Source organism: Mycolicibacterium lutetiense (assembly GCF_017876775.1).
GTDB classification, from domain to species: domain Bacteria; phylum Actinomycetota; class Actinomycetes; order Mycobacteriales; family Mycobacteriaceae; genus Mycobacterium; species Mycobacterium lutetiense.
The window spans coordinates 826,071-850,038 of the sequence record NZ_JAGIOP010000002.1; the positions used below are offsets into that span (position 1 = coordinate 826,071).

Genomic DNA, 23,968 nt, shown 5'->3' on the forward strand with positions numbered 1-23,968 from the left:
TGTTCGTGGGTGGCTGGGGTTGCGCAGGCAACCACCAGTGAGATCGCTTTACATTACCGTTCTGCGCGTTCACCCCGAAAAGGCGACGAGGCGCACACCGCTGAGCCCGCCGGTCACGCCCCCAGAAAGCTCAGCCGCACGTGGCGCTGCGGGTTGTCGCGGTTCAGATCGACCAGCACCACGCTCTGCCAGGTTCCCAGCAGCGGGCGGCCTGCCTGGACCGGCAACGTCACCGACGGTGACACCAGCGCAGGCAGCACGTGATCTGCGCCATGGCCGAACGCTCCGTGGCTGTGCCGGTAGCGGTCATCGCGCGGCAACAACCGTTCCAGGGTATCGAGAAGGTCGTCGTCCGAACCGGCGCCGGTCTCGATGATGGCCACCCCGGCGGTCGCGTGCGGGACGAACACGTTGCACAGGCCGTCGCGGTGCGCGCCACAGAACGCGCGCACGGAGTCGGTGAGATCGACGATGCGGCGCCGCGAGGTGTCCACCTCGATCACGTCGGTGTCCATCCGCCCAGCCTACGAGGGCACCCGCCGGCCCATTGCCACCTGCGGCGCACCGGAGGAAGGTGGGAGTGGAACCGGTGGCGCCACCGGGGTGCCGCCCTGGCAGGAAGGGGTGGACCGTGTTCGCACGTTCAACCACGATCGCAGCGCGCACCCAGGCCATCAACGCCGGCATCGCCCATGTCCGCGACGAGGTCATGCCCGCCCTCGACACCATTCATGGCTGCGTCGGGCTGTCCCTGATGGTGGATCGGCAATCGGGCGACGGTGTCCTCACGACGGCCTGGCGGTCCGAAGAGGCCATGCATGCCAGCGCCGCCGCGGTGGCACCGATGCGCCATCGCGTGGTGGAGGTGTTCGCCGCCACCGCCACCGTCGACGAGTGGGAGATCGCGGCGGTGCACCGCGAGCAGTACTCCGGACCCGGCGCCTGTGTTCGGGCGACCTGGCTGCGAGCCCGCCCCGAGCTGTTCGACCGGGCCGTGGACTTCTACCGCACCTCTGTGCTGCCGGCGATGGAGGACCTCGAGGGGTTCTGCAGCGCCAGCCTCATGCTCGACCGCGGGTCGGGCCGGGCCGTGTCCTCGGCCACTTTCGACAGCGCCGAGGCGATGGACCACAACCGCGATCAGGCCAGGGCGCTGCGCACCGCCCGGCTACGTGATCTGGGCGCCGATCAGATCGCTGTCGGCGAATTCGAACTCGTGCTGGCGCACCTTCGCGTACCCGAGATGGCCTGAGGCGCACACCGATCGGAATTGACGACCCCGTTTACGCCGGTCCGGGGCGGGGTACTCCTCGTTCTGCCATGACAAGCCCTGGAGGAGAAAAATGACCATCACCGGCATCATCAGCGCGATTCTCATCGGCATTGCCGTCGGCGTGATAGGCCGCTTGATCGTTCCCGGCAGACAACCCATCGGCGTTCTCGTGACGATCCTGGTCGGCATCGTCTCCGCGTTCATCGGGACCGCGCTGGCCCGCAGCATGGGTATCCCGACGGCCACCAGCGGTGTCGACTGGCTCGAACTACTCGTCCAGGTCATCGTCGCCGCGCTCGGTGTGGCCCTGATCTCGGCGCTGATGGGACGCCGAAGGACCGGCATCCTGGGAACGCGACGGTCCGGACTGCTGCGCTGATTTCAGTCCGACCGCAAACGGTCCCGCCCCGCTTCTCGCGGGCGGGACCGTTTGCGCTGGGGACCGGTCCGTTCAGCGGCCCCCGAGCAGACCGTCGAGGCGTTCGTACCCCTCGGCCATTCCGCCCTCCATCCCGGAGGACAGCACGGCATCACGGGCCTCGATGTTGGGACAGATGGATCGCCCGCGCAGCTGACTGCGACCGTCGCCCAGGTCGTCGAACCAGACGTACTCGATGTTCACCATGTCTGGGGCGCCTTCGAATTCGAAGGTCTGGATGATGAGCTCGTTCGGGCGCACCACGTGATAGACGCCGTTGAACCCATAGTTACCGGACGCGTCCGAGTGCTGATAGCGATAGCCTCCGCCGGTACGGAAATCCCAGTGCTCGATCCGCATCTCCAGTCCGTGCGGCCCCAGCCACCGTGTGACCAGTTCGGGCTCGGCGTGGGCGCGGAACAGCGCATCGACCGGCGCGTCGAAGGGCCGGGTGAACTCCATCGCGAGAGTGTCGACGGGGGCAGTGAGATTGAGCGCGTTCGTCATTCCGGTTTCTCCTCGGGTTTGTCGTTTGATTTCGGTGTCATTCGGGCCAGCAGGTCATCGAGCCTGCGGTAATTGCGTTCGGCGTCGAGCCGATATCGGTCGATCCATGCGGTCAGTCCTTCCAGTGCGGCCGCGTCGAGATGGACCGGCCGACGCTGTGCATCTCGGGTCCTGGTGACCAGACCCGCCTGCTCGAGTACTTGAATATGTTTGGAGACAGCCTGTTTCGTGATGGCGAAAGGTTCGGCCAGTTCGTTGACGGTGGCCGGGCCGCGGGACAGACGTGCCACCATCGCTCGCCGGACCGGATCGGCGAGGGCCAGGAAGGCCCGATCCAAGTTCCCATCGACATCCCCATCGTGCTCCAATGGTCAACCTCTCCGTTGATCAACCAATTGATTGAATACCAAGGTAGAGCGATCCCTGGAGCCTTGTCAAGGGTTCGGACGGATGGAACTCAGCGACGGATGCGGCGAATGATGGCGCGCAGCTTGTCGACCCGGGTGACCAGCTCGCGTTCGAAACCACGCCCGGTCGGCTGGTAATAGTCCGTCCCCACCAGCTCATCGGGTGGATACTGTTGCGGCACAACACCATCGGGATGATCGTGGGCGTACTTGTAGCCCACGGCGTTGCCGAGCTTCTGCGCCCCCGAATAATGGCCGTCCCGCAGGTGCGAAGGCACCAACCCGGCCTTACCGGCCCGGATGTCGTTCATGGCCGCACCGAGCGCCGTGGTGACCGCGTTGGACTTGGGTGCGGTGGCCAGGTGCACGGTCGCATGCGCCAGCGTGAGCTGCGCCTCGGGCATGCCGATCAGTTGCACGGTCTGGGCGGCGGCGACGGCGGTCTGCAGCGCGGTCGGATCGGCCATGCCGATGTCCTCGCTGGCCAGGATCATCAGGCGGCGCGCCACGAAGCGTGGATCCTCCCCCGCCACCAGCATCCGGGCCAGGTAGTGCAGTGCCGCATCGACGTCCGATCCGCGCACCGATTTGATGAAGGCGCTGACGACGTCGTAGTGCTGATCACCGTCACGGTCGTAGCGCACCGCGGCTTTGTCCAACGACTGCTCGATGGTCTCGAAAGAAATGACACCACCCGGCCCTCCGGCTGTTTCCGAAGCCACCTCCAACGCGGTGAGAGCCCGCCGCGCATCGCCGGCGGAGAGCTGCACCATGAGGTCGACGGCCTCGTCAGTGACCTCGACCGCACCGCCGAGCCCTCGCGGGTCGGTGATCGCGCGGCGTAGCACCGTCTCGACGTCCTGCGGGGTGAGCGGCTGCAACTGCAGGATCAACGAGCGTGACAGCAGCGGCGCCACCACCGAGAACGACGGGTTTTCCGTGGTGGCTGCGACCAACAGCACGATCCGGTTCTCCACCGCCGCCAGCAGCGCATCCTGCTGGGTCTTGGAGAAGCGGTGCACCTCATCGATGAACAGCACGGTCTGTTCGCCGTGCACCGCGGCCCGCCGCGCAACATCGATCACCGCGCGGACTTCCTTGACGCCCGCGCTCAGGGCCGAGAGCGCCTCGAACCGGCGGCCGGTGGCCTGCGAGATCAGCGAGGCCAGCGTGGTCTTACCCGTGCCGGGAGGGCCGTACAGGATTACCGACGCCGCGCCCGATCCCTCCACCAGGCGGCGCAAGGGCGATCCAGCCTGCAACAAGTGCGACTGGCCGACGACCTCGTCGAGGCCGGCCGGGCGCATCCGCACGGCCATCGGCGCCGAAGCGGGGGCCGCCGAAGCGGGGGCCGCCGCACCGGGGCCCGCCTGGGCGGGCTCACCGGGCACGTCGAACAAACTGTCGGACACGCCTTCTGCTTACCACGCCGACACGACGGCCTACGCAGGTGCGGTCACGAAATCGATGAGTTCCTCGACCCGGCCGATCAGCGCGGGCTCCAGGTCGTTCCAGTCCCGCACCCGCCCGCGGATCCGTTGCCACGCCCGGGCAATGTCGGCCTGCTCCTGATGCGGCCAGCCCAGCGCGTCACAGATGCCGTGCTTCCACTCCACGGTGCGCGGGATCGTCGGCCAGGCCTTGATTCCGAGCCGGGCCGGTTTGACCGACTGCCAGATGTCGACGAACGGGTGACCGACCACGAGGGTGTGCTCACCGCCGGGGCCCCTGCGCACCGCCTCGGCGATACGCGCCTCCTTGGACCCGGTGACCAGATGATCGACCAGCACGCCGAGCCGACGACCCGGTTCGGGCGCGAATTCCGCCACGATGTCGGCCAGATCATCGACGCCGCCCAGATACTCGACGACGACACCTTCGATCCGCAGGTCGGCGCCCCAGACCTGTTCGACCAACTCGGCGTCGTGACGGCCCTCGACGTAGATCCGGCTGGCCAGCGCCACGCGGGCCTTGGCGTTCGGTACCGCAACGGAGCCGGACGCGGTACGTGCCGGCGCCGCCGAACGTTTGGGCACGCTCAGGCTGACCGGCTTGCCGTCGATCAGGAATCCCGGGCCCATCGGGAAAGCCCGGACCTTGCCCCGGCGGTCTTCTAGTTCGACCCGGCCGCCCTCGATCCGTACCACCGCACCCACGAAACCACTCTGGGCGTCCTCGACGACCAGGCCCTTCTCCGCGGGCTGGTCTTTCGATCGAGTCAGCTTCGGGGTGTGCGGGTTTCGGGACAGGATGTCGGAACCGTAGCGATCAGTCACGCGGCGATCCTAGAAACGCCTGCGGCGGCAGCGGGGTCGCGACATGCCATCGTGATCGTGCTGTTAACTCAGCCGCCGGTGACCTCGTCGATCACGGTGCGGACGAACCGTAACGTCTCCGGCACGCTGTACGCACGATCACGCCGCCAAGATTCGGCCGGATTCGCCCGACGCTGGTTGAATTCAGCGGTGAGGTAACCGAGGCGAAGGGATGTGGCCGCCCACGATGTGGAGCACCGTGCTGGTGATGGCCGTCGTGGCGGCAGTCGATCCCCTGCGGATCGGGGTTGTCGCCTTCATGCTGTCGAGGTCCCGGCCGGTGCGGTTGCTGCTCCCCTTCTTTCTGCTCGCCTTCATCGCGAACGTCGCGGTCGGCGTTGCGGTGGTGTCGGTGTTCAAGAACGTCACCGGTGACGGCGGTCGCACCATGCCGCCGGGCCTGGAGATCGGCATCGGGGTGGTGGCGCTGACTATCGCCGTCCTGTCCCTCACGGGGGCGCTCGAACGCCTGGTCAATCGAGTGCGGGCGCGCCGAACGGTGCCGGCTGAACCCACCGCGGACTCGGTGCCGGGCCTGTCGAATCTGCCGGCCGGGATGCAGGCCGCGTTGCGCGGCGAGGCGCCGTGGGCGGCCGGACTGCTGGGCCTGATCAACGGTTTTCCCACTCCGTACTACCTGGCCGCGATGGCTGCCGCCCTGACATCGGGCACCGCGGTCGCCGAGCAGATGGCCGCGATGGTCGTGTTCAATCTGGTGGGTTTCCTGGCGGCCATCATTCCGCTCATCAGTTTCTGGGTCGCTCCGGCGGCCACCAGGTCCGGCGTTGAACGGATCTACGAGTGGATGGGAACCCACCATCGGCTCGTGGTCGCCGTGATCGCCGGCGCGGTGGGCGGGTACTTCCTGGCCACCGGCATCAGCCACCTGTGACGACGCGGTCGCGTCAGCGGGTCGCGAACCTGCGATAGATCGCGAGCATCAGGACGCCCGCCAACGTGATGCCCACCAGGTTCACGCCCAACTGCAGTACCGACCGGGCCGCGATGTCCCATTCGCCGACCGTCGCGGCGACTACCGCGAATCCGGCCGCGGGAACCGTCGTCACCGAGATGAAGACACCCACGAGTGCCGCGGATTTCGCCGACACGAGCGACAACATCCCGGCTGCGCCGGCAAGCAGCGCCACCACCAACGAGAAGGGGCCCACCTGGAAGATGAAATCCACCTGCTGGAGTTCGCGGAAGCTGGTCAACGACACCCATCCCAGGGCTTCGAAACCCAAGGTGGCGAGGGCGGTGACGGCCATCGCGACGGGGAAGCCGATCAACAGCGCCGCGCCCGCCCGGCGGGCCAACGACATCCGCCGTTGCACCAGCGCGACTGCGAGGGCGGCCAGCGGCCCGAATTCGGGTCCGACGACCATGGCGCCGACCACGGTGACCGCGGAATCGTTGATGACGCCGATCGCGGCGAGCAGGCACGCGATGCACAGGAACATCAGGTACGTCGCGTTGAGGCTGGACTCTTCACGGGTACGCGACACCAGCTCGTCCCAGATCACCGCATCGGCACCGTCTCCCTCGGTGGCGTCCTCGGCATGAAAAGCCGACGAAGACAGGACGGTGTCGAGTGGCTCCAGGGTGATGGCCCCCAGGTGGGGCACATCAAGGGATTTCAGCCGCTCCACCACATCGTTGGCTGCCTCCCGGACCAGGATGGCCGTGATCTCGTCACCGGCCGGATCCCTCGCATCCCCGGCGTGCACCACGACATTCGTGACGCCGGGTTCCCGGTCGAGGACGTTCAGGATCGGCTGTCGCAGATCGGTCGGCGCGATGACGCGTAAGTGCAGCACGGGCCGAGAGTAGCGTTCTCAATCCCACCAGAAGACCCACAGCGGACGCGTCAGATCGCGCGCCAGCGCATCGAGTGAGCCGGCCTGGGTGTTGACCGAGTCGTCGCAGTACAGATAGGCCTCCAGGGCCGCGGTGAGCGCCGCCTGCTGGGTGCGCGGCGGCTGATCGGCCACCAGCACCAGAAACTCGTCGTCGAGCGCCAACAGCTCGGTCCGGTAATGGGCGGACCAGCGCCGCAGGATGGCCGCATGTTCAGCGCCGCAGACGTCCGAATTGATCGCGCCCGACCATTGCAGCAGTCCGGGAACCAGCCAATCGGCGGGAGTGGGAATCAGAGCCAGCCGTGAGTACTTGCCGCGAGAGTCGAAGTCGGTGAACGATTGCCGCCAGTCCCCCGGGTCGTCGACGTCGAACCCGGACGGATAGCGCGGGATGTCGTACTCCGACGTGCGTTTGTCGAACTCGCGTTCCAGCCAACGGGCGCCGTCGAGTTCGGTTGCCCACACCGGTGTTTCGTCGGCTATACCGTCACCCCCGATCCGTTGCCACGTCCTGTCCGTGAGCAGTACCGGCCACAGCCCGGTCACCGAAAACTGTGCCCGGACGGCGAGCCACGCCTCGGTGGCAGGAACACCCGGCGACACCGGTACCGACCACATCGGCGCCCGGTGGGCCAGCACATCGTCGTGGCGTTGCAGTTCGCCAAGCACTACCCCGGCCCCGGCGAGGACGGCGGCCGGATCGCGCGGCGGGGCAACGGCCGCAGGCGGTGCCAGGATCGGATCGGGCGCGAAAGGTGGCGCGTCCAGTGCCGGAGCCGCCGGCGCTGCTGCCGGTGCGGGAAGGTACGGCGGGTCACCGGCAAATGCGGGGGACGTCACGGGCCGTCCGGTCAGCAATTGGGCCAACCCGGTCAGGTCTGCGGCGACGGCGGTCACGGTGACTCCCCCGCCACCGTCCTGGATCGCCCACACCGTGGGGTCGCCCGGCCCCTGCTTCAGAAATGCCAACCCGTAAACCGGTACCACCCTGGGTTCTTCGGCGAGTTTCGCACCGGCCAGCTTCAGCGCCGCATCGCCGGCGGGGCGATCGCCCCAGGCGGGATGCCACAGCCCACCCGCGCGCACCGCCTGCAGTAATTCACGCACCGGCCGACCGATGTGCGCCCGTAGCGTCACCTCGTCGGCGTTGCGCCAGTCCGGCCAGCCGGGCCCCACCGGTAACCCTGCCGACAGAAAGTCACGGTGATCATCGTTGAGCCACAGCGAAAACCGTGATTCGAGGGCGTTCAGTTCGGCCTCGGTAAGTCCGGGCTCGATACGCCATTGGCCATGTTCGGCCAGGATCGTCAGCGCGTGGGCGGCGCGGCTCACGACGTCGGACGTTCGAAGCGGACGACGAGTTCGTCGGCCGGAACGTAGTGCCCTTCATCGCAACGGATTTCGACTCCGGCCACGGCACCGCACCCGTCGTGCGCGAGCCGCAGCCCGGTGTCGCCGAGATGTTTGCGACCCCACTCGAACATCGCCCACACCACCGGCATGAAGTCGGTTCCCGATTCGGTGAGCACGTACTCGTCGCGTTCCCGCTGACCGGGCTCGCGATAGGGCCGCTTCGCCAGCAGGCCGGCGGCCACGAGGTCGGACAGGCGTGCCGAGGTCGCCGCCTTGGTGATCCCGACCCGACGGGCGAAGTCGTCGAACCGGGTGGTGCCGTAGAAGGCCTCGCGCATGATCAACATCGCCGACTTGGTGCCGGCGAATGCCATGGTTCTCTCGATCGGACAGTGCCCCACCGCCGACCAACTGTCGCGGTCGGCCAGCTTGCCCTGCAGCATTCCCACGGAATCAAACCCCATCCCTGAGTTGTTCTCACTATACCCAGGTGCTATATCTGGGTAGCCATCACAATACTCAGCGCGGAGCATCAGGAGGCCAAGATGACCGGATATGCAGACCGGGACGCAGTCATCGTCGGAGCGGTCCGGACCCCGATCGGCAAAGGCAAGGCCAACGGGGCGCTGCACGGCGTCCTGCCGGCGGACCTGCTGGCACACAGCCTGCGGGAGCTGACCGCCCGCACCGGCGTCGACCCGGCCCTGGTCGACGACGTCATTGCCGGGGCCGTCACAGCGGTCGGCGACCAGGCCGTCAACATCGCCCGTAACGCGTTGCTGGGCGCGGGCTTCCCGGAGACCGTTCCCGGGACCACCGTCGACCGCCAGTGCGGCAGCAGCCAGCAGGCGATCAGCTTCGCCGCCCAGGGCGTACTGGCCGGCGCCTACGACATCGTCATCGCCGCGGGCGTGGAGTCCATGTCCCGGGTGCCGATGGGCAGCTCGGTATTGCCGGGCAGCGACCCGTTCGGCGTGGCCTTTGCCGAGCGCTACTCCGACGGCCTTGTGCCGCAAGGGATCAGCGCCGAGTTGATCGCTGCGAAATGGGGATTCTCCCGCGCCCAGCTCGACGAGTTCTCCGCGGGCAGCCACGAAAAGGCCGCCCGGGCCACCAAGGACGGGCTGTTCGAGGCCGAACTCGCGCCCATCGCCGGGCTGAGCACCGACGAGATCATCCGACCCGGAACCACCGTGGACACCCTGTCCGGGCTGCAGCCGGCGTTCTACAACGAGGCCTATGGCGCACGTTTCCCCCAGATCAACTGGGAGATCACCCCGGGTAACTCGTCACCGCTGTCCGACGGCAGTGCGGCGGTGATGATCACCAGCGGGGCGACGGCGCGCAGGCTCGGCCTGAACCCGGTCGCGCGTATTCATACCACCACCGTCGTGGGATCGGACCCGCTGTACATGCTGACCGGTGTCATCCCGGCTACCGAAAAGGTCTTGGCGCGTGCAGGTTTGACGCTGGCGGACATCGACCTGTTCGAGGTCAACGAGGCATTCGCGCCGGTGGTGCTGGCCTGGGCCGCCGATACCGGCGCGGACCTGGCGCGCACGAACGTCAACGGTGGAGCGATCGCGATCGGGCACCCGCTCGGCGCCAGCGGCGCACGCATCATGACCACCCTGGTCAATGCCCTCGAACAGCGCGGCGGACGGTACGGCCTGCAGACGATGTGTGAGGGCGGCGGCATGGCCAACGCCACCATCATCGAGCGGCTGTAACCCCGACCTACGGCATTGTCACGCTGGAGTGGCACTCGAATTCCTGTGCCACTCCAGCGTGACAATGGGCGCGTGACAAGTGCGACTAGGCGCGGACGATTTCGAACAGCGGAATAGCCCGGGTGGTGTTGGCCTGGTATTGGGCGAACACCGGGGCGACTGCAGTGATCTTGGGGTAGGCGGCATCTCGCTCGGCATCGGGCAGTTCCCGGGCCGTCGCGTCATAGGCGTCGGTGCCCACCTCGATACGCACCTTCGGATCCGCCCGCAGGTTGTGCACCCACGCCGGGTCCTTGGGTGCGCCCGCGTACGAGCCCACGATGAGCATCCTGCCGTCCACGCTCAGATAGGCCAGCGGCGAGAGCCGCGGCTTGCCAGACTTGGCACCGGTCGTGTGCAGCAACAGCAGGGTGGCACCTTCGAACGGCCCGCCTACCTTGCCGCCGTTGGCGCGGAACTCCTCGACCACGTTGCGGTTGAACCCGTCGAGAGCCGCTACGTCGGCCACCAGTTGACTCTTGTCGAAGTCAGGATCGATATCGCTCATGCCTTCTTGAGCTCCTCGGGCTTGGCGTCTATTCCCGATTCCTTGCGCTGCTGCGCGGTGATCGGTGCCGGCGCATCGGTCAGCGGGTCGACGCCGCCGCCGGACTTGGGGAACGCGATCACCTCGCGGATCGAATCCACCCCGGCCAGCAACGCGGTGATACGGTCCCAGCCGAACGCGAGGCCGCCATGTGGCGGTGCACCAAAGGCGAAGGCGTCCAACAGGAATCCGAACTTGTCCTGGGCCTCGGCATGGTCGATTCCCATCATCGCGAACACCCGCTCCTGGATGTCGCGCCGGTGGATACGGATCGAGCCGCCGCCGATCTCGTTGCCGTTGCAGACGATGTCGTAGGCATCGGACAGCGCGTTGCCGGGATCGGTGTCGAAGATGCCCTCCGATTCGGGCTTCGGCGCGGTGAAGGCGTGGTGCACGGCCGTCCAGGCACCCGAACCGACTGCGACATCGCCGGAATCCACCGCTTCGGAGGCGGGTTCGAACATCGGGAAGTCCACGACCCAGGTGAACGCCCAGGCGGCCGGGTCGATCAGATCGAGACGCTTGGCGATCTCGATGCGGGTGGCGCCCAGCAGCGAACGCGCCGACTTGACCGGGCCGGCCGCGAAGAACACGCAGTCACCGGGCTTGGCGCCGACATGGGCGGCCAGGCCATCGCGCTCGGCGTCGGTGAGGTTCTTGGCCACCGGTCCGCCGAGCGTGCCGTCCTCGGCCACCAGCACATAGGCCAGCCCCTTGTGCCCACGCTGCTTGGCGAACTCCTGCCAGCCGTCGAGGGTGCGGCGCGGCTGCGATGCCCCGCCGGGCATGACGACGGCGCCCACGTACGGCGCCTGGAACACCCGGAACGGGGTGTCCTTGAAGTACTCGGTGCATTCGATCAGTTCGACGCCGAACCGCAGATCGGGCTTGTCCGAGCCGAACCGGCGCATCGCGTCGGCGTAGCTGATCCGCGGCAGCGGCAGCGGCAGCTCGTATCCGATCGTCGACCAGACCGCCTTCAGCACCTGCTCGGCGATCGCCATCACGTCGTCGGCGTCGACGAAGCTGAGCTCCATGTCCAGCTGGGTGAACTCCGGCTGGCGGTCGGCACGGAAATCCTCGTCGCGGTAGCACCGCGCGATCTGGTAGTAGCGCTCCATGCCCGCCACCATGAGCAGCTGTTTGAACAGCTGCGGGCTCTGCGGCAGCGCGTAGAACGAGCCGGGCTGCAGACGCGCAGGCACCAGGAAGTCGCGGGCGCCCTCCGGGGTCGAGCGGGTCAACGTCGGGGTCTCGATCTCGACGAAGTCGTGGTCGGCCAGCACATTGCGGGCGGCGGCATTCACCTTGGAGCGCAACCGGATTGCGTTACCGGGGCCCTCGCGGCGCAGATCCAGGTACCGGTACTTGAGCCGGGCTTCCTCGCCTGCGGTCTCGTCGAGCTGGAACGGCAGCGGGGCACTCTCCCCCAGCACCGTGAGCGACGTCGTGTTGACCTCGATCTGTCCGGTCGGGATCTCGGCGTTCTCGTTGCCTTCGGGACGTACCTCGACCGTGCCGGTGACGGCGATGCAGAATTCGGCGCGCAACCGGTGGGCGGCGGCGAGCACGTCACCTTCGCGGAACACCACCTGAGACACACCCGAGGCATCCCGCAGATCGATGAAGATGACGCCGCCGTGGTCACGGCGACGTGCGACCCAACCCGCCAGTGTCACCGTCTGACCGGCATCGGTGGCCCGCAACGAACCGGCGGCATGACTGCGCAGCACGAAAACTCCTGAGTGTTGAGTCGAGAAAGACTGGTGGTGACGACTGACCAGTCTAGAGACTCGACCCGCGGCGGTAACTTTGCGAGGTGGATGAGCGCTCGCGCGAAGAACCGGCAGCACCGAACTCCCCCGTCGCCGTCATCGGTCCGGGCGCCATCGGATCGACCATCGCGGCACTGTTGCATGCTGCCGGACGGCCGGTCCTGCTGTGCGGACGTACCCCGCGCGACGGCATCGAACTCCGGCCCGACGACGGGCCGCCCATCCGGGTGCCCGGGCCGGTGCACACCGATCCGGCCACCGTCGATGGACCGCTTGACGTGGTGTTTCTCGCGGTCAAGGACACGCAGAACGCCCAGGCGGCGCCGTGGCTGGACCGGCTGTGCGATGAGAACACCGTGGTGTGCGCGCTGCAGAACGGCGTCGAACAGGTCCAGCGGGTGAGCGGTGTCAGCTTGCGGACCGACGAAGCCCACGTCGTGCCCGCGGCGGTGTGGATCTCGGCGGAGACGCAGCCCGGCGGTTGGGTGCGGATGCGCAGCGAAGCGCGACTGGTGCTGCCGGACACCCCGGCGGCAGCGGCCATCGCCGAGGCGGTGAACGGCTCCGCGATCGCTGTCGAGCGGGATCCCGATTTCCGCAGCGCGGCGTGGCGCAAACTGCTGGTCAACGCTGTGGTCGGGTTCATGGTGCTGGCCGACCGGCGCGCGGGGATGTTCCGCCGTGACGACGTGGCCGCGCTGGCGCGACGCTATCTGACCGAGTGTCTGGCCGTGGCCCGGGCCGACGGAGCCACGCTCGACGATCAGGTCGCCGACGAGATCGTCACGATGCTGGCGTCGGCACCCGAGGACCTCACCACCTCGATGCTGACCGATCATCAGGCCGGCCGGCCGCTGGAGTGGGATGTCCGCAACGGGGTCATCGCCCGCAAGGCTGCCGCACACGGGCTGCTCACCCCGATCAGCGACGTGGTGATCCCCCTGTTGGCGGCGGCCGGCGACGGGCCGGGCTGACCCACCACTAGACACTCTCACCTAGGGTGTCTAGCCATGGCCCGGACCTATGAGTGTGAACGCGTCGAGTTGGATTTCATCGACCGTGCCCCGTTCCGCTTCGTCAGCACCGTCGACCTGGCGATCACGCCCGAGCAGCTGTTCGAGGTACTCGCCGACGAGACCTCCTGGCCACATTGGGCGACAGTCATCACCAAGGTGGAATGGACCAGCCCCGAGCCCCGCGGCGTGGGAACCACCCGCACCGTCACGATGCGCGGGCACATCACCGGCGATGAGGAATTCCTGGCCTGGGAACCCTTCACCCACATGGCTTTCCGCTTCAACACCAGTACCTCGAATGCGATCTCGGCGTTCGCCGAGGACTATCGCGTGGTGGAGACCCCCGAGGGTTGCCACCTGACCTGGGTGATGGCGCTGCAGCCCAGCGGTCTGTCGGGCCGTCTCGGGATGACGTTGGGTCAGCCGGTGATGGCGTGGATGTTCCAGCGGTTCCTGCACAATCTCCGCCGCTATAGCAACGAGCGGTACGGCAAGTAGGGCGCTAACCCAGCGTCTCCCACACCGCCCGCCGGACCGCATCGGGATCGGCGACGGTCTCGTCACGCGTGGACCGGATCACCCGGGTCAGCCGCTGGTCCACGTCGTAACAGGGCCAGTCGGCGACCTCGGACCGGGCGAAATCGAGCCAGGTGCGTTGCATCCGCCGTCCCACCGACGGCTGCACCCGGCGGCCCAGCGGGTGCAGTTTGCGCCCCAGATACGACGCATAACTGTGCTGGATGTGCACGATCTCGCTGCCGTGGGTGGCACCCAGGCCCAGCACCTTGAGCGTCCAGGTGGTGTGATCGAACCGGTACGCATGTGTCGGCGCATGTGCGCTGTAGGCATCGGCGAACGCCCACGTCGGTGCGCCGAACATAACGTCCGAACCGAAGGCGATGCGCGCGCGGCGACGCGGAAATCCGGGATAGGCGGCGAGTACTTGTTCCCTGGCGCTCAGGTCGTGGCGTCGGAGATAGTCGTCGACGCCGTCCGAGGTGGTCGGCAGCATCGGAGGTTTCCCCCAGGCGAACATCGACGCCTCGTGGCTGTTGGTGCCGATGATCAGCGGTACCGCTGACACCGCACCCGCGCGCGCGGCCTCAATCGGGTGCGACGGCAGCAGCTCGACGCCATGGGTCAACCCGTAGGCCAATGTCGGTGTCTGCTGCGCGCTTTCCAGTTGCAGTTGACCGGCGGCACGCCGTAATTGGCGCTGCGGCAGCACTTTGAGTTGGTCGGCCCCGACACCGAGCAGTTGCATGAAGCGGCGCGCTTGGCGGGCCCGTGCTTCGCGGTCGGCGATCAGCGGCAACGCCGGGCTCTGCGCGATCGCCCTGGCGAACAGCCCTTCTGCCGCCGGGCTGGCGAGCAGGGCCAACACCGATGTGGCACCGGCCGATTCACCGAACACTGTCACCTGTTCGGGATCACCGCCGAAGGCGGCTATGTTGTCGCGCACCCACTCCAGGGCGGCGATCTGGTCCCGCAGGCACAGGTTGTCGTCGAATCCCTCACCGAGGTCACCGAGTTCGAAACCGCCGAACACGCCGAGCCGATAGGTGACGTTGACGACCACCACGTTGCCGTTGGCGGCCAGTCGGGAACCGTTGTAGAGCTGCAACTGGCCGGCACCGTAGACGAAGGCACCGCCGGGGATCCACACCATCACCGGCAACGCCCCGCCGGTATCGGGAGACCAGACGGTGACGGTCAGGCACGCCTCGTCACGCACCTTGGGGTCATCGCGGCCTCCCCCGACGAATGAACGGCCTTGCGGCGGCAACGGGCCGTGCTCGACGGCGTCGCGCACCCCGGCCCAGGGCACCACAGGCTGCGGCGACAGGAAGCGCAACGCGCCGATGGGCTGCTGCGCGTACTCCACACCGCGCCACACGCTGACCCCGCCTTCGGGGACACCGCGTAGCCGCCCCAGCGAGGTGTGGGCGATGGTCGAATGTTCCGCAACGACGGACACGCCTGAATCTTAGTGTGGCAAGCTGAACGGGCTGTTGAGCACGCACGTACCGGCGAATGCGATGGAGTGACGCGATGACCTTCAACGAGGGTATGCAGATCGATACGAGCACCACTTCCAGTTCCGGTGGTGGCCGCGGCCCCGGCCGTGGCATCGCGATCGGCGGAGGTCTCGGCGGTCTGTTGATCGTTGTGCTCGCGATGTTCCTGGGCGTCGACCCCGGCACGGTCATGCCGCAGCAACAGCAGCAGCAAATCGACACCAGCGGCGCCGGGGGTGAGGGTTTCGACCTGAGCCAGTGCAAGACCGGCGCCGACGCCAACGACAAGGTCGAATGCCGGGTGGTCGCCACCGGCAACTCGGTCGACGGCGTGTGGCAGCAGCTGCTCAAGGGATATAGCCGTCCCCAGGTCCGGTTGTTCAAGGGACAGGTCCAGACCGGGTGCGGTCCGGCCACCAGCGACGTCGGGCCGTTCTACTGCCCGGTGGACAAGACGGCGTACTTCGACACCGACTTCTTCCAGGTGCTCGTCGACCGGTTCGGTTCCAGCGGCGGCCCGCTCGCGCAGGAGTACGTCGTCGCCCATGAGTTCGGCCACCATGTGCAGAACCTGCTCGGTGTTCTCGGCCGGGCCCAGCGCGACCCCGAAGGTGCAACCGGCGGCGGAGTCCGCACCGAACTGCAGGCCGACTGCTTCGCCGGTGTCTGGGCGCATTACGCGTCGATCACCCGGCAGGAGGGCACTGACGTGACGTTCCTGGAACCGCTGAGCGACAAGGACATCGCCGACGCCCTGTCGGCGGCATCCTCGGTCGGCGACGACCGCATCCAGAAGCAGGCCACCGGCCGGGTCAACCCGGAAGCCTGGACCCACGGATCCTCTGAGCAGCGGCAGAAGTGGTTCACCATCGGTTACCAGACCGGCGATCCGAACAAGTGCGACACCTTCGCCACAAATGCCCTTGGCTAGGGCCGCCACTGCGGTCGACGCGGTAGCCGAGCGCTACCTCGAGACCTATGCCCGGCTGGATCCGTGCGCGGCAACAGAACTAGGCATCACCGGCCACGACGATGACGTGACCGACTACTCCCCGCAGGGAGTGACCGCCCGCGCCGAAGCCGCCCGCGCGACCTTGCGGGAGCTCGACGGGCTCGCGCCCGCCGACGAGGTCGACGTGGTCACCGTGGCCGCGCTGCGCGAACGCCTCGGCGCAGCCGTCGACGTGCACGATGCCGGCCTGGATCTGGGTGAGATCAACGTCATCGCCTCACCACTGCAATCCATGCGCGATGTATTCGACCTGATGCCCACCGACACCGAGGACGATTGGGCACTGATCGCCGCGCGATTGGCGAAGGTGCCCCAACGCGCCGCGGGCTATGCGCGCGCACTGCGCGAGGCCACCCACAGCACCCACCCGCCGGCGCTGCGTCAGGTGACCCGCGGCGTCACGCAGGCCCGGCAGATCGCCCAGTTGTTCGCCGAGATGGCTTCCGGCGCCGTACCGGGGAACCGACGACTCCGGGCGGAGTTACAGCAGCGCACCGAAGCCGCGGCCGACGCCTACCGCCAGTTGGGCGACGTGTTGCGTGAGGATATCGCCCCGGCTGCCCGCCGGTCCGACGCCTGTGGGCGCGACGCCTACCGCCTGATGTCGCGGTTGTTCCTGGGCAGTGCCGTCGACCTCGACGAGGCCTACGACTGGGGTCTAGGGCTCCTCGATGCCGTTGTGACCGAACAGGAATCGATCGCCCAGCAGCTTTATCCGGGTGCCACCGTGGCCGAGACTCTGCGTCGGCTGGACGACGAACCGCGGTACCTCATCACCGGCACCGGTGCGCTGCAGGCCTGGATGCAGGACCTTTCCGATCGCGCGGTGGACGCGCTGGCCGGCACCCACTTCGATATCGACGGGCCACTTCGCACCCTGCAGTGCCGGATCGCGCCGACCCAGACCGGCGGCATCTACTACACCGGGCCGTCCGAGGACTGGTCCCGCCCGGGACGCATGTGGTGGTCGGTTCCGCCGGGCGTCGAACGGTTCCACACCTGGCAGGAAACCACCACGGTGTTCCACGAAGGTGTTCCCGGCCATCATCTGCAGATCGGTCGCGCGGTGGCCCTGTCCGACCAGCTCAACCGGTGGCGCCGGCTGGGCTGCTGGGTATCTGGCCACGGCGAGGGCTGGGCCCTGTACGCCGAACGGTTGATGGCCGAGCTGGGCTGGCTCGACGATGCCGGCGACCGCATGGGAATGCTTGATGCACAACGGTTCCGCGCGGCCCGTGTGGTGATCGACATCGGCGTGCACTGCGGCCTGACCGCACCCGACGGGGACGTCTGGGATGCCGAGCGGGCGTGGAACTTCCTGACCTCGCATTCGGCCATGGCCGAGGAGAACCTGCGCTTCGAGCTGGATCGCTATCTGGGCTGGCCGGGCCAGGCGCCGTCGTACGCCATCGGCCAACGGATCTGGCACGAGCTCCGTGACGAGTCCCTGCGCCGTGGCTCGTCATTACGGGAGTTCCACAGCCGTGCACTCGATCTGGGCGGGCTGCCACTCGATGTGCTCAGATCGGCATTGTCAGCCGACTGATCGGCAACGACACTGGCGATATGGACGATCTCGCGCCCGACACCAAGGACTGGACCTGGGTGTGCTCACGAGCGTGCGCCGAGTGCGGGTTCGACCCCACGACGGTGCGGAGCGCTGAGGTTGCCGGCCTGATCCGGGACGATTCCGGACAGTGGGTGCCCCGGCTGCACGCCACCGCGGTCGAGGTCAGGACCCGTCCGGACCGGTGGTCGGTCCTGGAGTACGGCTGCCATGTCCGCGATGTGCACCGGATCTTCGAGCACCGGCTGCAGTTGATGCTGACCGAGGAGGCCCCGCAGTTCCCGAACTGGGATCAGGACGCCACCGCGGTCGCCGACGACTACGGGTCTCAGGATCCGAGAACTGTCGCGACCGAACTGTTCGAGGCGGCGAGCATCGTCGCCGACACCTATGACCACGTTCCGGCCGACGCCTGGTCGCGACGGGGGCTGCGCAGCAACGGCAGCGCGTTCACGGTCGCGACGATCGCGATCTATCACCTGCACGACATCGTCCACCATGCGCACGACGTCGCCCCGCGGCGAATCTGACCAAACGCTGACCAGATTGAACACATTTCGTTAATGTGTTCAAATGCCCAATGCGGACCGCACGGTACCACCCGCGTTGCTCGCCGCCACCGCTGAGACGCTCAGGCGTTTGGGCCCAAGACAATTCAGCCTCACCGCGGTCGCCGAACACGCCGCGGTCTCCCGCGGCACCGTCCACAACGCGATGCGCAGCCGTGACAATGCCATCAAGATCGCACTCGACCACCTGGCCGGCGCGTTCATCGAGACCATCGCGGCCGAGGCCGGCCGGCACGACACCCTGACCGATCAGGTGGCGGCGGCCGCCGTCGTCATCTGCGCGCACCGCCAGCAGTCGGAATCCGTGGCAATGCACGGCATCAACGAGAGCATCCTGGTACTGCTGTTGCGCAATACCGGCGACGATCTGATGCGCCGGTCGATCGAGCTGTGGAAGCCGTTCGTGCGATCGGCCCGGGAACGCGGGGAGGTCGGGCCCGGTGTCGAACCGGCGCGGGCCAGCGAATGGATCGTGCGCATGCTGTTGAGTTTCGAGCTTCTCCCACCCATCGGCGTGAACCTCGACAGTCCACGTGCGGTGAAACGATTTGTGTCCGACCACATCGTCGTCGGCCTGACCGGAAGGCAGCAATGACCGAGCCAGATTACGAGGTGGCGATCATCGGCGCCGGCCCCGGCGGTATCGCGAGCGCTCACCTGTTGCGCGAGAAGGGTATCCACGACTTCGTCATCATCGAACGCGGCAACGACTTCGGTGGCACATGGCGCGACAATCACTATCCGGGCCTGGCCGTCGACATCCCCACTCTGTGGTACCAGCTGTCGTTCGCCCCCAACCCGAACTGGAGCAGGTTCTTCGCGCCCGGCCCGGAGATCCATCGCTACCTGCAGGACACCGCCACCGATCTCGGACTCTACGAGCACTTGCGTCCCGACTCCGAGGTCATCCGCCAGCAGTGGGACGACGAACACAGCCTGTGGCGACTGGAGATCCGCGACGGCACACCGGTGACAGCACGTTTCGTGGTGAGTTCGGTGGGCGGGTATGTCAACGCCAAGAACTCCGTCGACATCGACGGCGTCGAGGACTTCACCGGAACCATCCTGCGCCCCAACGCGTGGGACGACAGCTACGACGCCAAGGGGAAGCGCATCGCGGTGATCGGGACGGGATCCTCCGGTGTCCAGATCACCGGCGCCCTGTCCGCCGACGCGGCCAATCTCGATGTCTACCAACGCACCCCAGCGTGGGTGCTGCCGAAAGTCGACTTCGACATCTCACCCAGGCTGCGCCGGATGTTCCGGCTGCCCGGCGTCGTCCCGCTCGTCAACGCGGCGGGCCGGCTGACGATGGACATCTTCATGGTGGCCCCCATCATCCACGTCCTCTCCCGACTGCCGGACAAGTGGCTGCGCCGCTTGATGCCGCTCTACGACGGCTGGTCTCGGCTGCTGTACCGGCTGCTGCTGCGCGCCGTTGTCGACGACCCGGCGACCCGGCGAAAGCTGGTGCCGCGCTACGGGATCATGGCGAAACGACCGGTGATCTCCAGCGCGTTCCTACCGGCGCTGAACAATCCCAACACCCACCTGATCACCACCCCGATCGAGCGCATCACCGCGACCGGGATTCGCACCACCGACGGTGTCGAGCACCCCGCCGACCTGTTGGTGCTGGCCACCGGTTACGAACTGTGGATCGATGCGGAAACGTACCGCCCGGACACCATCCTGGGTCCCAGCGGTTTCGACCTGGCTCAGTACTACCGGGCACACGGTCTGCACAGCTACGCCGGGACGGCACACCCACGACTACCCAACCGCTGGGAGATCGTCGGCCCGCTCGGCTTCGTCGGATTCGCCTGGCTCGATTACGTCGAGACCGTGGCCGCGCACGCCGTGCGGATCATCGCCGAGACCCGCCACCGCGGCGCCCAGATCGCCACCGTCAGCCAGGACGCGTTCAACCTCTGGAACGACCGGATGCGCCGCGACGGTCGGGTCGCGCACCTCTACTACACCGCGGCGTCCAGTCTCAACACCTATTTCGTCAACTCCCAGAACGAAACTCCGTACTACCGGCCGCAGACGATCACCGGATCCCGGCAGTTCGCCCGCCACTCCCCGCTGTCCGATTACCAGTTCACCAATGTCCACGTCGCCGCACTATCTGAGGAGCAACCCGCATGACTGATCTTCCACTGGCCGGGCGGGTTGCCTACGTCACCGGAGCCGCGCGCGGGCAGGGCCGCTCGCATTGTGTACGTCTGGCCCGCGCCGGAGCCGACATCGTCGCGCTCGATGCCTGTGCACCTGTCGCCGAGCACAACGGATATGCCGCTGCCACCCCGGAGGATCTCGCCGAGACCGTGGCATTGGTCGAGGGTGAGGGGCGCAAGATCGTGGCCCGCGAGGTCGACGTGCGCGACGCCGAAGGCCAACGACGGCTGGTCGCCGATGCGGTCGAACAGTTCGGCCGCCTCGACATCGTCGTAGCCAATGCCGGTGTACTCAACTGGGGCCGGTTGTGGGAGATTTCGGCGCAACAGTGGCAGGACATCATCGACGTCAACCTCACCGGCCTGTTCCACACCGTGCAGGCGACGGTGCCGGCGATGATCGAAGCCGGCAACGGCGGTTCGATCATCACGATCAGTTCGGCGGCCGGCATCAAGGCGGTGCCCGGCTGTGCGCACTACTGCGCCAGCAAGTTCGGCGTTGTGGGGCTCACCAATTCACTGGCCGTCGAGTTGGGCGAGTTCGGTATCCGGGTGAACTCGGTCCACCCCTACGGCACCGACACCCCGATGGGCAACGACCTGTCGATGTACAAGGTTCTGCAGGACCATCCGAACTACATCCACAGCTTCTCCCCCGGTGCCCTGCCGACGGATTCGCTCATCGCACCCGACACCATCTCCGACATCGTGGTGTGGTTGGCCGGCGATGCGTCGTCATTGGTCACCGCCGCCCAGATCCCAGCAGACAAGGGGTATCTGAAGATCTGAGCGGCGGCGCCGTCTTCTCGCGCGGAAAAGCTACAGCCGCGAGTGCGCGGAGATGTTGGTATCGGTGGTGCGCAGCGGGCGGATCAACGCGTCCTGGCTGAACGATGCGATGAGCTCGCCCTCCTCGGTGTGTACGGCACCGCGCACATAGGACATGCCCGAGCCGACCTGGGTGCTCTCGTGGCTGTAGAGCAGCCAACCATCCCACCGCACCGGCTCGTGGAAGCTCACCGTCACGGTCATCGGCGCGGTCGAGACGGTGAGGTGGGCTTGCGCGGTGCCAATCCCCTCGTGTGCCCGCATGGTGGTCGAAATACCCAGGTGTCCGGTGAAATACGCGATCAGCGCCTTGGCCAGATCGTCACGGGCCGGGACGGGGTCGTAGTGCAGCCAGGCGTACAACTCGGGCGGGCCGACCTCGTCGGGGCTGTTGACGTCGACGACGTCCACCAGTCGCAATTCGCCCCCGATCATCGGCATGTGCGAAACGTGGGAGTCGGCCGGGGCGGCAACCTCGGGCCGCGGCAGATGATGACGGATCACGTCACCGGAAGGCACATCGGTGAACACCGTGATGGTGATGCAGCGCTTGCCGTTCTGCGAGGCGGCGATCACCGCGGTGGCCGTTGAGCGGCCCTCGCTGATCACATCGATGTCGAGCTCCACCGGCGGACCCACCATGACCGCCCTGGCGAATACCGCGGTTGCCGAGCGAACCGACTTGTCCGGGAAGCGCTTTGCCGCCGCGACGATGGCCGCACCGACGATCTGGGTTCCCTCCACCACCTGGCGCTCGTCAACACCGGCGATGCCGGTCGGGACGGTGAAGCGGTTCTCCCCCGCGGGTTCTGCATCGAACAGGTCGAGCAGCATCTGCAGTGTCCACTGCGTCGGTTCTGCCTCTCTCGGTGCCTCAGCTTCTGCGGTCATGGTGTCCTCTCTTTTCACGCGTTGATGACTGTCTCGGCGAATTCTGAAATGGTCTGGGGTGCGGCGAAATCGGCGAACCACACGTAGAAGCGTTCAACCCCCTGTGCGGACAAGCCGGCGAAATGGGCGGTGAGCTCGGCCGCGTCGCCGCATACCAAGCCGTCACCGAGATGCCCGAACAGCCGGGTGCTGCGCTCGGTCACCGAGGCGCGGTCGGCATCGCGGCCCACGAATCCGACCATCTGCTGCAGGGAGACCCGTGCGGTACCGACCGTCGGCAGCAGCGCGGGCAGGCGATCCAGCTGATGCGACGGGACGTTCCACCACTCGGCGTGGGCACGCACCAGGTCCATCATGCGCTTGCCGGTTCCGCCCAGTACCAACGGAATCGGATGGGATGGACGCGGCACCTGCCCGCGCTCGCCCTCGCCCCAGAACTGCTGCAGCAGCTCCAGGTTCTCCCCGAGCCGGCGCACCCGAGCTGCCGCGTCGCCGCTCTCGATGCCGAACCGCTCGAACTCCTGTGGCCACGAACCGGATCCGAGGCCGAGTTCGAAACGGCCGCCGCTGGCCTCCGACAGCGTGACAGCCTGCTTGGCGAGCACCGCCGGATGCCGGAACGCGTCACACAGCACCAGATGGCCGACCCGCAGACGTTCGGTGCGGGCCGCCACCCAGGTGGCGACAGTCATTGCCTCCCAGATGCTTTGGTGGGTGGCACCCGGGGCTTCCAGATGGTCGATGAGGGCGATGCCGTCGAACCCACTGGCCTCGGCCGCCCGCGCACGCTCGACGATGTCGTCGACACCGAGGCGCACTTGGGGCAGGAACAGGAACCACTCACTCACCGCCGCACCGCCCGCGGTCGATCCAACACAGTAATCACAAGCCGCCTATTGCTTCTACAGAAACGGTAACGTCATTCTCGCAAGTGCAGCATGACGGAGGTGATGGCGCAATGGCTAGGCCGGCCGAACAATCGTCCGAAGGCGCGCGCGCCGAGGCGCAGGCGGACCGGGCCCGCCGTTTCATGAAATCGGCGTTGGCGATCCTGGGCGAGACCGGACGCACCGACTTCACCGTGCTGGAGGTGGTGGAACGCTCCAAGACGTCGCTGCGATCCTTTTACCAGCATTTTTCCACCAAGGATGAGCTGCTGCTGGCCCTCATCGACAAGATCATGGCCGAGTCGACCCAGCGCTGGCGCGCGGACACCGAGGGCCTGGCCGGACGCGAGGCGCTGCGTGTGCTGATCGAGCGCATCACCATCCCGGCCTCGTCGAGCACCCAGGACAGCATCAACCGCGGCCTGACCTTCTACAACGACCATCTCGCCGAGTCCCTGCCCCGTGAATACGCGCGGGTGCTGACGCCATTGCACCAGCTCATCGGCGACATTCTGCAGCGCGGAATGGACTCGGGGACCTTCCGGTCCGACATCGATGTCCAGAGCACCGCCGCCCTGATCATGCAGTCGGTGCTCGGTGCGATGCGCCTACGTTCACTGGGGGTGGAACTCAACGGCGCGCCGATCGACGGCGAGCACATCTACGAGTTCTGCGTGCGCGGTCTACTGGCCCCAGAATCTGCGGCCTGACCAGTACTTTCCCGACATTTTGAGCGATCGCCCGAATGGGCTCGTCGGCGCCTGCCATCGCGTGGTA

Annotated in this window: 26 protein-coding genes; 13 read left to right on the top strand and 13 right to left on the bottom strand. The window is 67.1% G+C overall.

Going from position 1 to position 23,968, the window contains the following annotated elements:
- Window positions 1–113 precede the first annotated feature (113 nt).
- A complete protein-coding gene (locus JOF57_RS13230) occupies window positions 114–515 on the bottom strand; it encodes a secondary thiamine-phosphate synthase enzyme YjbQ (RefSeq protein WP_209917099.1) in 402 nt (133 codons plus the stop codon).
- 116 nt (window positions 516–631) lie between these two features.
- On the opposite strand from JOF57_RS13230, the gene JOF57_RS13235 reads away from it, so the two are divergent.
- Both JOF57_RS13235 and JOF57_RS13240 read left to right on the top strand, forming a co-directional pair.
- On the top strand, window positions 632–1,252 hold the full coding sequence (locus JOF57_RS13235; protein WP_209917101.1) for a hypothetical protein: 621 nt from the start codon (window positions 632–634) through the stop codon (window positions 1,250–1,252).
- Window positions 1,253–1,343: 91 nt separating this feature from the next.
- Window positions 1,344–1,652 carry a GlsB/YeaQ/YmgE family stress response membrane protein gene (locus JOF57_RS13240; protein ID WP_209917103.1) on the top strand — a complete coding sequence of 103 codons (309 nt, stop codon included), beginning with the start codon at window positions 1,344–1,346 and terminating at the stop codon, window positions 1,650–1,652.
- Between the two features lie 72 nt (window positions 1,653–1,724).
- Here the strand turns inward: JOF57_RS13240 and JOF57_RS13245 are convergent, their stop codons facing one another.
- The 4 genes from JOF57_RS13245 to JOF57_RS13260 all read right to left on the bottom strand — a co-directional run bounded on the left by JOF57_RS13245 (window position 1,725) and on the right by JOF57_RS13260 (window position 4,881).
- Window positions 1,725–2,198, bottom strand: a complete 474-nt coding sequence (locus JOF57_RS13245) for an SRPBCC family protein (RefSeq protein WP_209917105.1) — start codon at window positions 2,196–2,198, stop codon at window positions 1,725–1,727.
- Complete coding sequence (locus JOF57_RS13250) at window positions 2,195–2,566, bottom strand: ArsR/SmtB family transcription factor (RefSeq protein ID WP_209917107.1); 372 nt, start codon at window positions 2,564–2,566, stop codon at window positions 2,195–2,197. Before JOF57_RS13250 ends, JOF57_RS13245 begins: the two co-directional genes overlap by 4 nt.
- 89 nt (window positions 2,567–2,655) lie before the next feature.
- On the bottom strand, window positions 2,656–4,017 hold the full coding sequence (locus tag JOF57_RS13255; protein WP_209917108.1) for a replication-associated recombination protein A: 1,362 nt from the start codon (window positions 4,015–4,017) through the stop codon (window positions 2,656–2,658).
- A 30-nt stretch (window positions 4,018–4,047) separates the two neighbouring features.
- Window positions 4,048–4,881 (bottom strand): DUF3097 domain-containing protein, encoded by an 834-nt coding sequence (locus JOF57_RS13260; RefSeq protein ID WP_209917110.1) that lies wholly within the window; start codon window positions 4,879–4,881, stop codon window positions 4,048–4,050.
- 211 nt (window positions 4,882–5,092) lie between these two features.
- Between JOF57_RS13260 and JOF57_RS13265 the strand changes: the two genes are divergently transcribed.
- A complete protein-coding gene (locus tag JOF57_RS13265) occupies window positions 5,093–5,812 on the top strand; it encodes a GAP family protein (RefSeq protein WP_234938135.1) in 720 nt (239 codons plus the stop codon).
- Between the two features lie 13 nt (window positions 5,813–5,825).
- Here JOF57_RS13265 and JOF57_RS13270 read toward each other — a convergent pair whose 3' ends face one another.
- Genes JOF57_RS13270 through JOF57_RS13280 form a run of 3 tightly spaced genes read right to left on the bottom strand, consistent with a single transcriptional unit; the run spans window position 5,826 to window position 8,581 of the window.
- Window positions 5,826–6,737, bottom strand: coding sequence for a DUF389 domain-containing protein (locus tag JOF57_RS13270; RefSeq protein ID WP_209917112.1), 912 nt, complete (start codon window positions 6,735–6,737; stop codon window positions 5,826–5,828).
- Window positions 6,738–6,755: 18 nt separating this feature from the next.
- Window positions 6,756–8,111 carry a DUF4253 domain-containing protein gene (locus JOF57_RS31350; RefSeq protein ID WP_209917114.1) on the bottom strand — a complete coding sequence of 452 codons (1,356 nt, stop codon included), beginning with the start codon at window positions 8,109–8,111 and terminating at the stop codon, window positions 6,756–6,758.
- The gene (locus JOF57_RS13280; RefSeq protein ID WP_209917116.1) at window positions 8,108–8,581 is read right to left on the bottom strand and encodes a winged helix-turn-helix transcriptional regulator; all 474 of its coding nucleotides are present in this window, start codon (window positions 8,579–8,581) and stop codon (window positions 8,108–8,110) included. The genes JOF57_RS31350 and JOF57_RS13280 overlap by 4 nt, the downstream gene beginning before the upstream one ends.
- Before the next feature lie 96 nt (window positions 8,582–8,677).
- Here JOF57_RS13280 and JOF57_RS13285 point away from each other — a divergent pair, with 96 nt between their 5' ends.
- Window positions 8,678–9,862: a thiolase family protein gene (locus JOF57_RS13285; RefSeq protein WP_209917118.1), complete on the top strand. Its 1,185-nt coding sequence runs from the start codon at window positions 8,678–8,680 to the stop codon at window positions 9,860–9,862.
- Window positions 9,863–9,947: 85 nt separating this feature from the next.
- Here JOF57_RS13285 and JOF57_RS13290 read toward each other — a convergent pair whose 3' ends face one another.
- On the bottom strand, window positions 9,948–10,409 hold the full coding sequence (locus tag JOF57_RS13290) for a nitroreductase family deazaflavin-dependent oxidoreductase (protein WP_209917120.1): 462 nt from the start codon (window positions 10,407–10,409) through the stop codon (window positions 9,948–9,950).
- Complete coding sequence (gene aspS, locus JOF57_RS13295) at window positions 10,406–12,181, bottom strand: aspartate--tRNA ligase (RefSeq protein WP_209917121.1); 1,776 nt, start codon at window positions 12,179–12,181, stop codon at window positions 10,406–10,408. The genes JOF57_RS13290 and aspS overlap by 4 nt, the downstream gene beginning before the upstream one ends.
- A gap of 86 nt (window positions 12,182–12,267) precedes the next feature.
- On the opposite strand from aspS, the gene JOF57_RS13300 reads away from it, so the two are divergent.
- Window positions 12,268–13,197 (top strand): oxidoreductase, encoded by a 930-nt coding sequence (locus tag JOF57_RS13300; protein ID WP_209917124.1) that lies wholly within the window; start codon window positions 12,268–12,270, stop codon window positions 13,195–13,197.
- A gap of 36 nt (window positions 13,198–13,233) precedes the next feature.
- Window positions 13,234–13,737: an SRPBCC family protein gene (locus tag JOF57_RS13305; protein WP_209917126.1), complete on the top strand. Its 504-nt coding sequence runs from the start codon at window positions 13,234–13,236 to the stop codon at window positions 13,735–13,737.
- Window positions 13,738–13,741: 4 nt separating this feature from the next.
- Here the strand turns inward: JOF57_RS13305 and JOF57_RS13310 are convergent, their stop codons facing one another.
- Window positions 13,742–15,217, bottom strand: a complete 1,476-nt coding sequence (locus JOF57_RS13310; RefSeq protein ID WP_209917128.1) for a carboxylesterase/lipase family protein — start codon at window positions 15,215–15,217, stop codon at window positions 13,742–13,744.
- Between the two features lie 74 nt (window positions 15,218–15,291).
- Between JOF57_RS13310 and ypfJ the strand changes: the two genes are divergently transcribed.
- From ypfJ to JOF57_RS13340, 6 genes are read left to right on the top strand one after another with little or no spacing between them, the layout of a single operon-like run.
- Window positions 15,292–16,188, top strand: a complete 897-nt coding sequence (ypfJ, locus tag JOF57_RS13315) for a KPN_02809 family neutral zinc metallopeptidase (protein WP_209917130.1) — start codon at window positions 15,292–15,294, stop codon at window positions 16,186–16,188.
- Window positions 16,181–17,815: a DUF885 domain-containing protein gene (locus JOF57_RS13320; RefSeq protein WP_209923331.1), complete on the top strand. Its 1,635-nt coding sequence runs from the start codon at window positions 16,181–16,183 to the stop codon at window positions 17,813–17,815. Before ypfJ ends, JOF57_RS13320 begins: the two co-directional genes overlap by 8 nt.
- Before the next feature lie 20 nt (window positions 17,816–17,835).
- Window positions 17,836–18,366 (top strand): DinB family protein, encoded by a 531-nt coding sequence (locus JOF57_RS13325; RefSeq protein WP_209917132.1) that lies wholly within the window; start codon window positions 17,836–17,838, stop codon window positions 18,364–18,366.
- A gap of 43 nt (window positions 18,367–18,409) precedes the next feature.
- A complete protein-coding gene (locus tag JOF57_RS13330) occupies window positions 18,410–19,000 on the top strand; it encodes a TetR/AcrR family transcriptional regulator (RefSeq protein ID WP_209917135.1) in 591 nt (196 codons plus the stop codon).
- Complete coding sequence (locus JOF57_RS13335) at window positions 18,997–20,556, top strand: flavin-containing monooxygenase (protein WP_209917137.1); 1,560 nt, start codon at window positions 18,997–18,999, stop codon at window positions 20,554–20,556. Before JOF57_RS13330 ends, JOF57_RS13335 begins: the two co-directional genes overlap by 4 nt.
- A complete protein-coding gene (locus JOF57_RS13340; RefSeq protein ID WP_209917139.1) occupies window positions 20,553–21,374 on the top strand; it encodes a mycofactocin-coupled SDR family oxidoreductase in 822 nt (273 codons plus the stop codon). The genes JOF57_RS13335 and JOF57_RS13340 overlap by 4 nt, the downstream gene beginning before the upstream one ends.
- Before the next feature lie 30 nt (window positions 21,375–21,404).
- Here the strand turns inward: JOF57_RS13340 and JOF57_RS13345 are convergent, their stop codons facing one another.
- Together JOF57_RS13345 and JOF57_RS13350 are read right to left on the bottom strand one after the other, a co-directional pair.
- The gene (locus JOF57_RS13345; protein WP_209917141.1) at window positions 21,405–22,304 is read right to left on the bottom strand and encodes an acyl-CoA thioesterase; all 900 of its coding nucleotides are present in this window, start codon (window positions 22,302–22,304) and stop codon (window positions 21,405–21,407) included.
- A 14-nt stretch (window positions 22,305–22,318) separates the two neighbouring features.
- Entirely contained in the window at window positions 22,319–23,152 is an 834-nt protein-coding gene (locus JOF57_RS13350) for an LLM class flavin-dependent oxidoreductase (RefSeq protein ID WP_209917143.1), read from the bottom strand.
- Between the two features lie 110 nt (window positions 23,153–23,262).
- On the opposite strand from JOF57_RS13350, the gene JOF57_RS13355 reads away from it, so the two are divergent.
- A complete protein-coding gene (locus JOF57_RS13355; RefSeq protein WP_209917145.1) occupies window positions 23,263–23,901 on the top strand; it encodes a TetR/AcrR family transcriptional regulator in 639 nt (212 codons plus the stop codon).
- The last annotated feature ends 67 nt before the right edge of the window (window positions 23,902–23,968 follow it).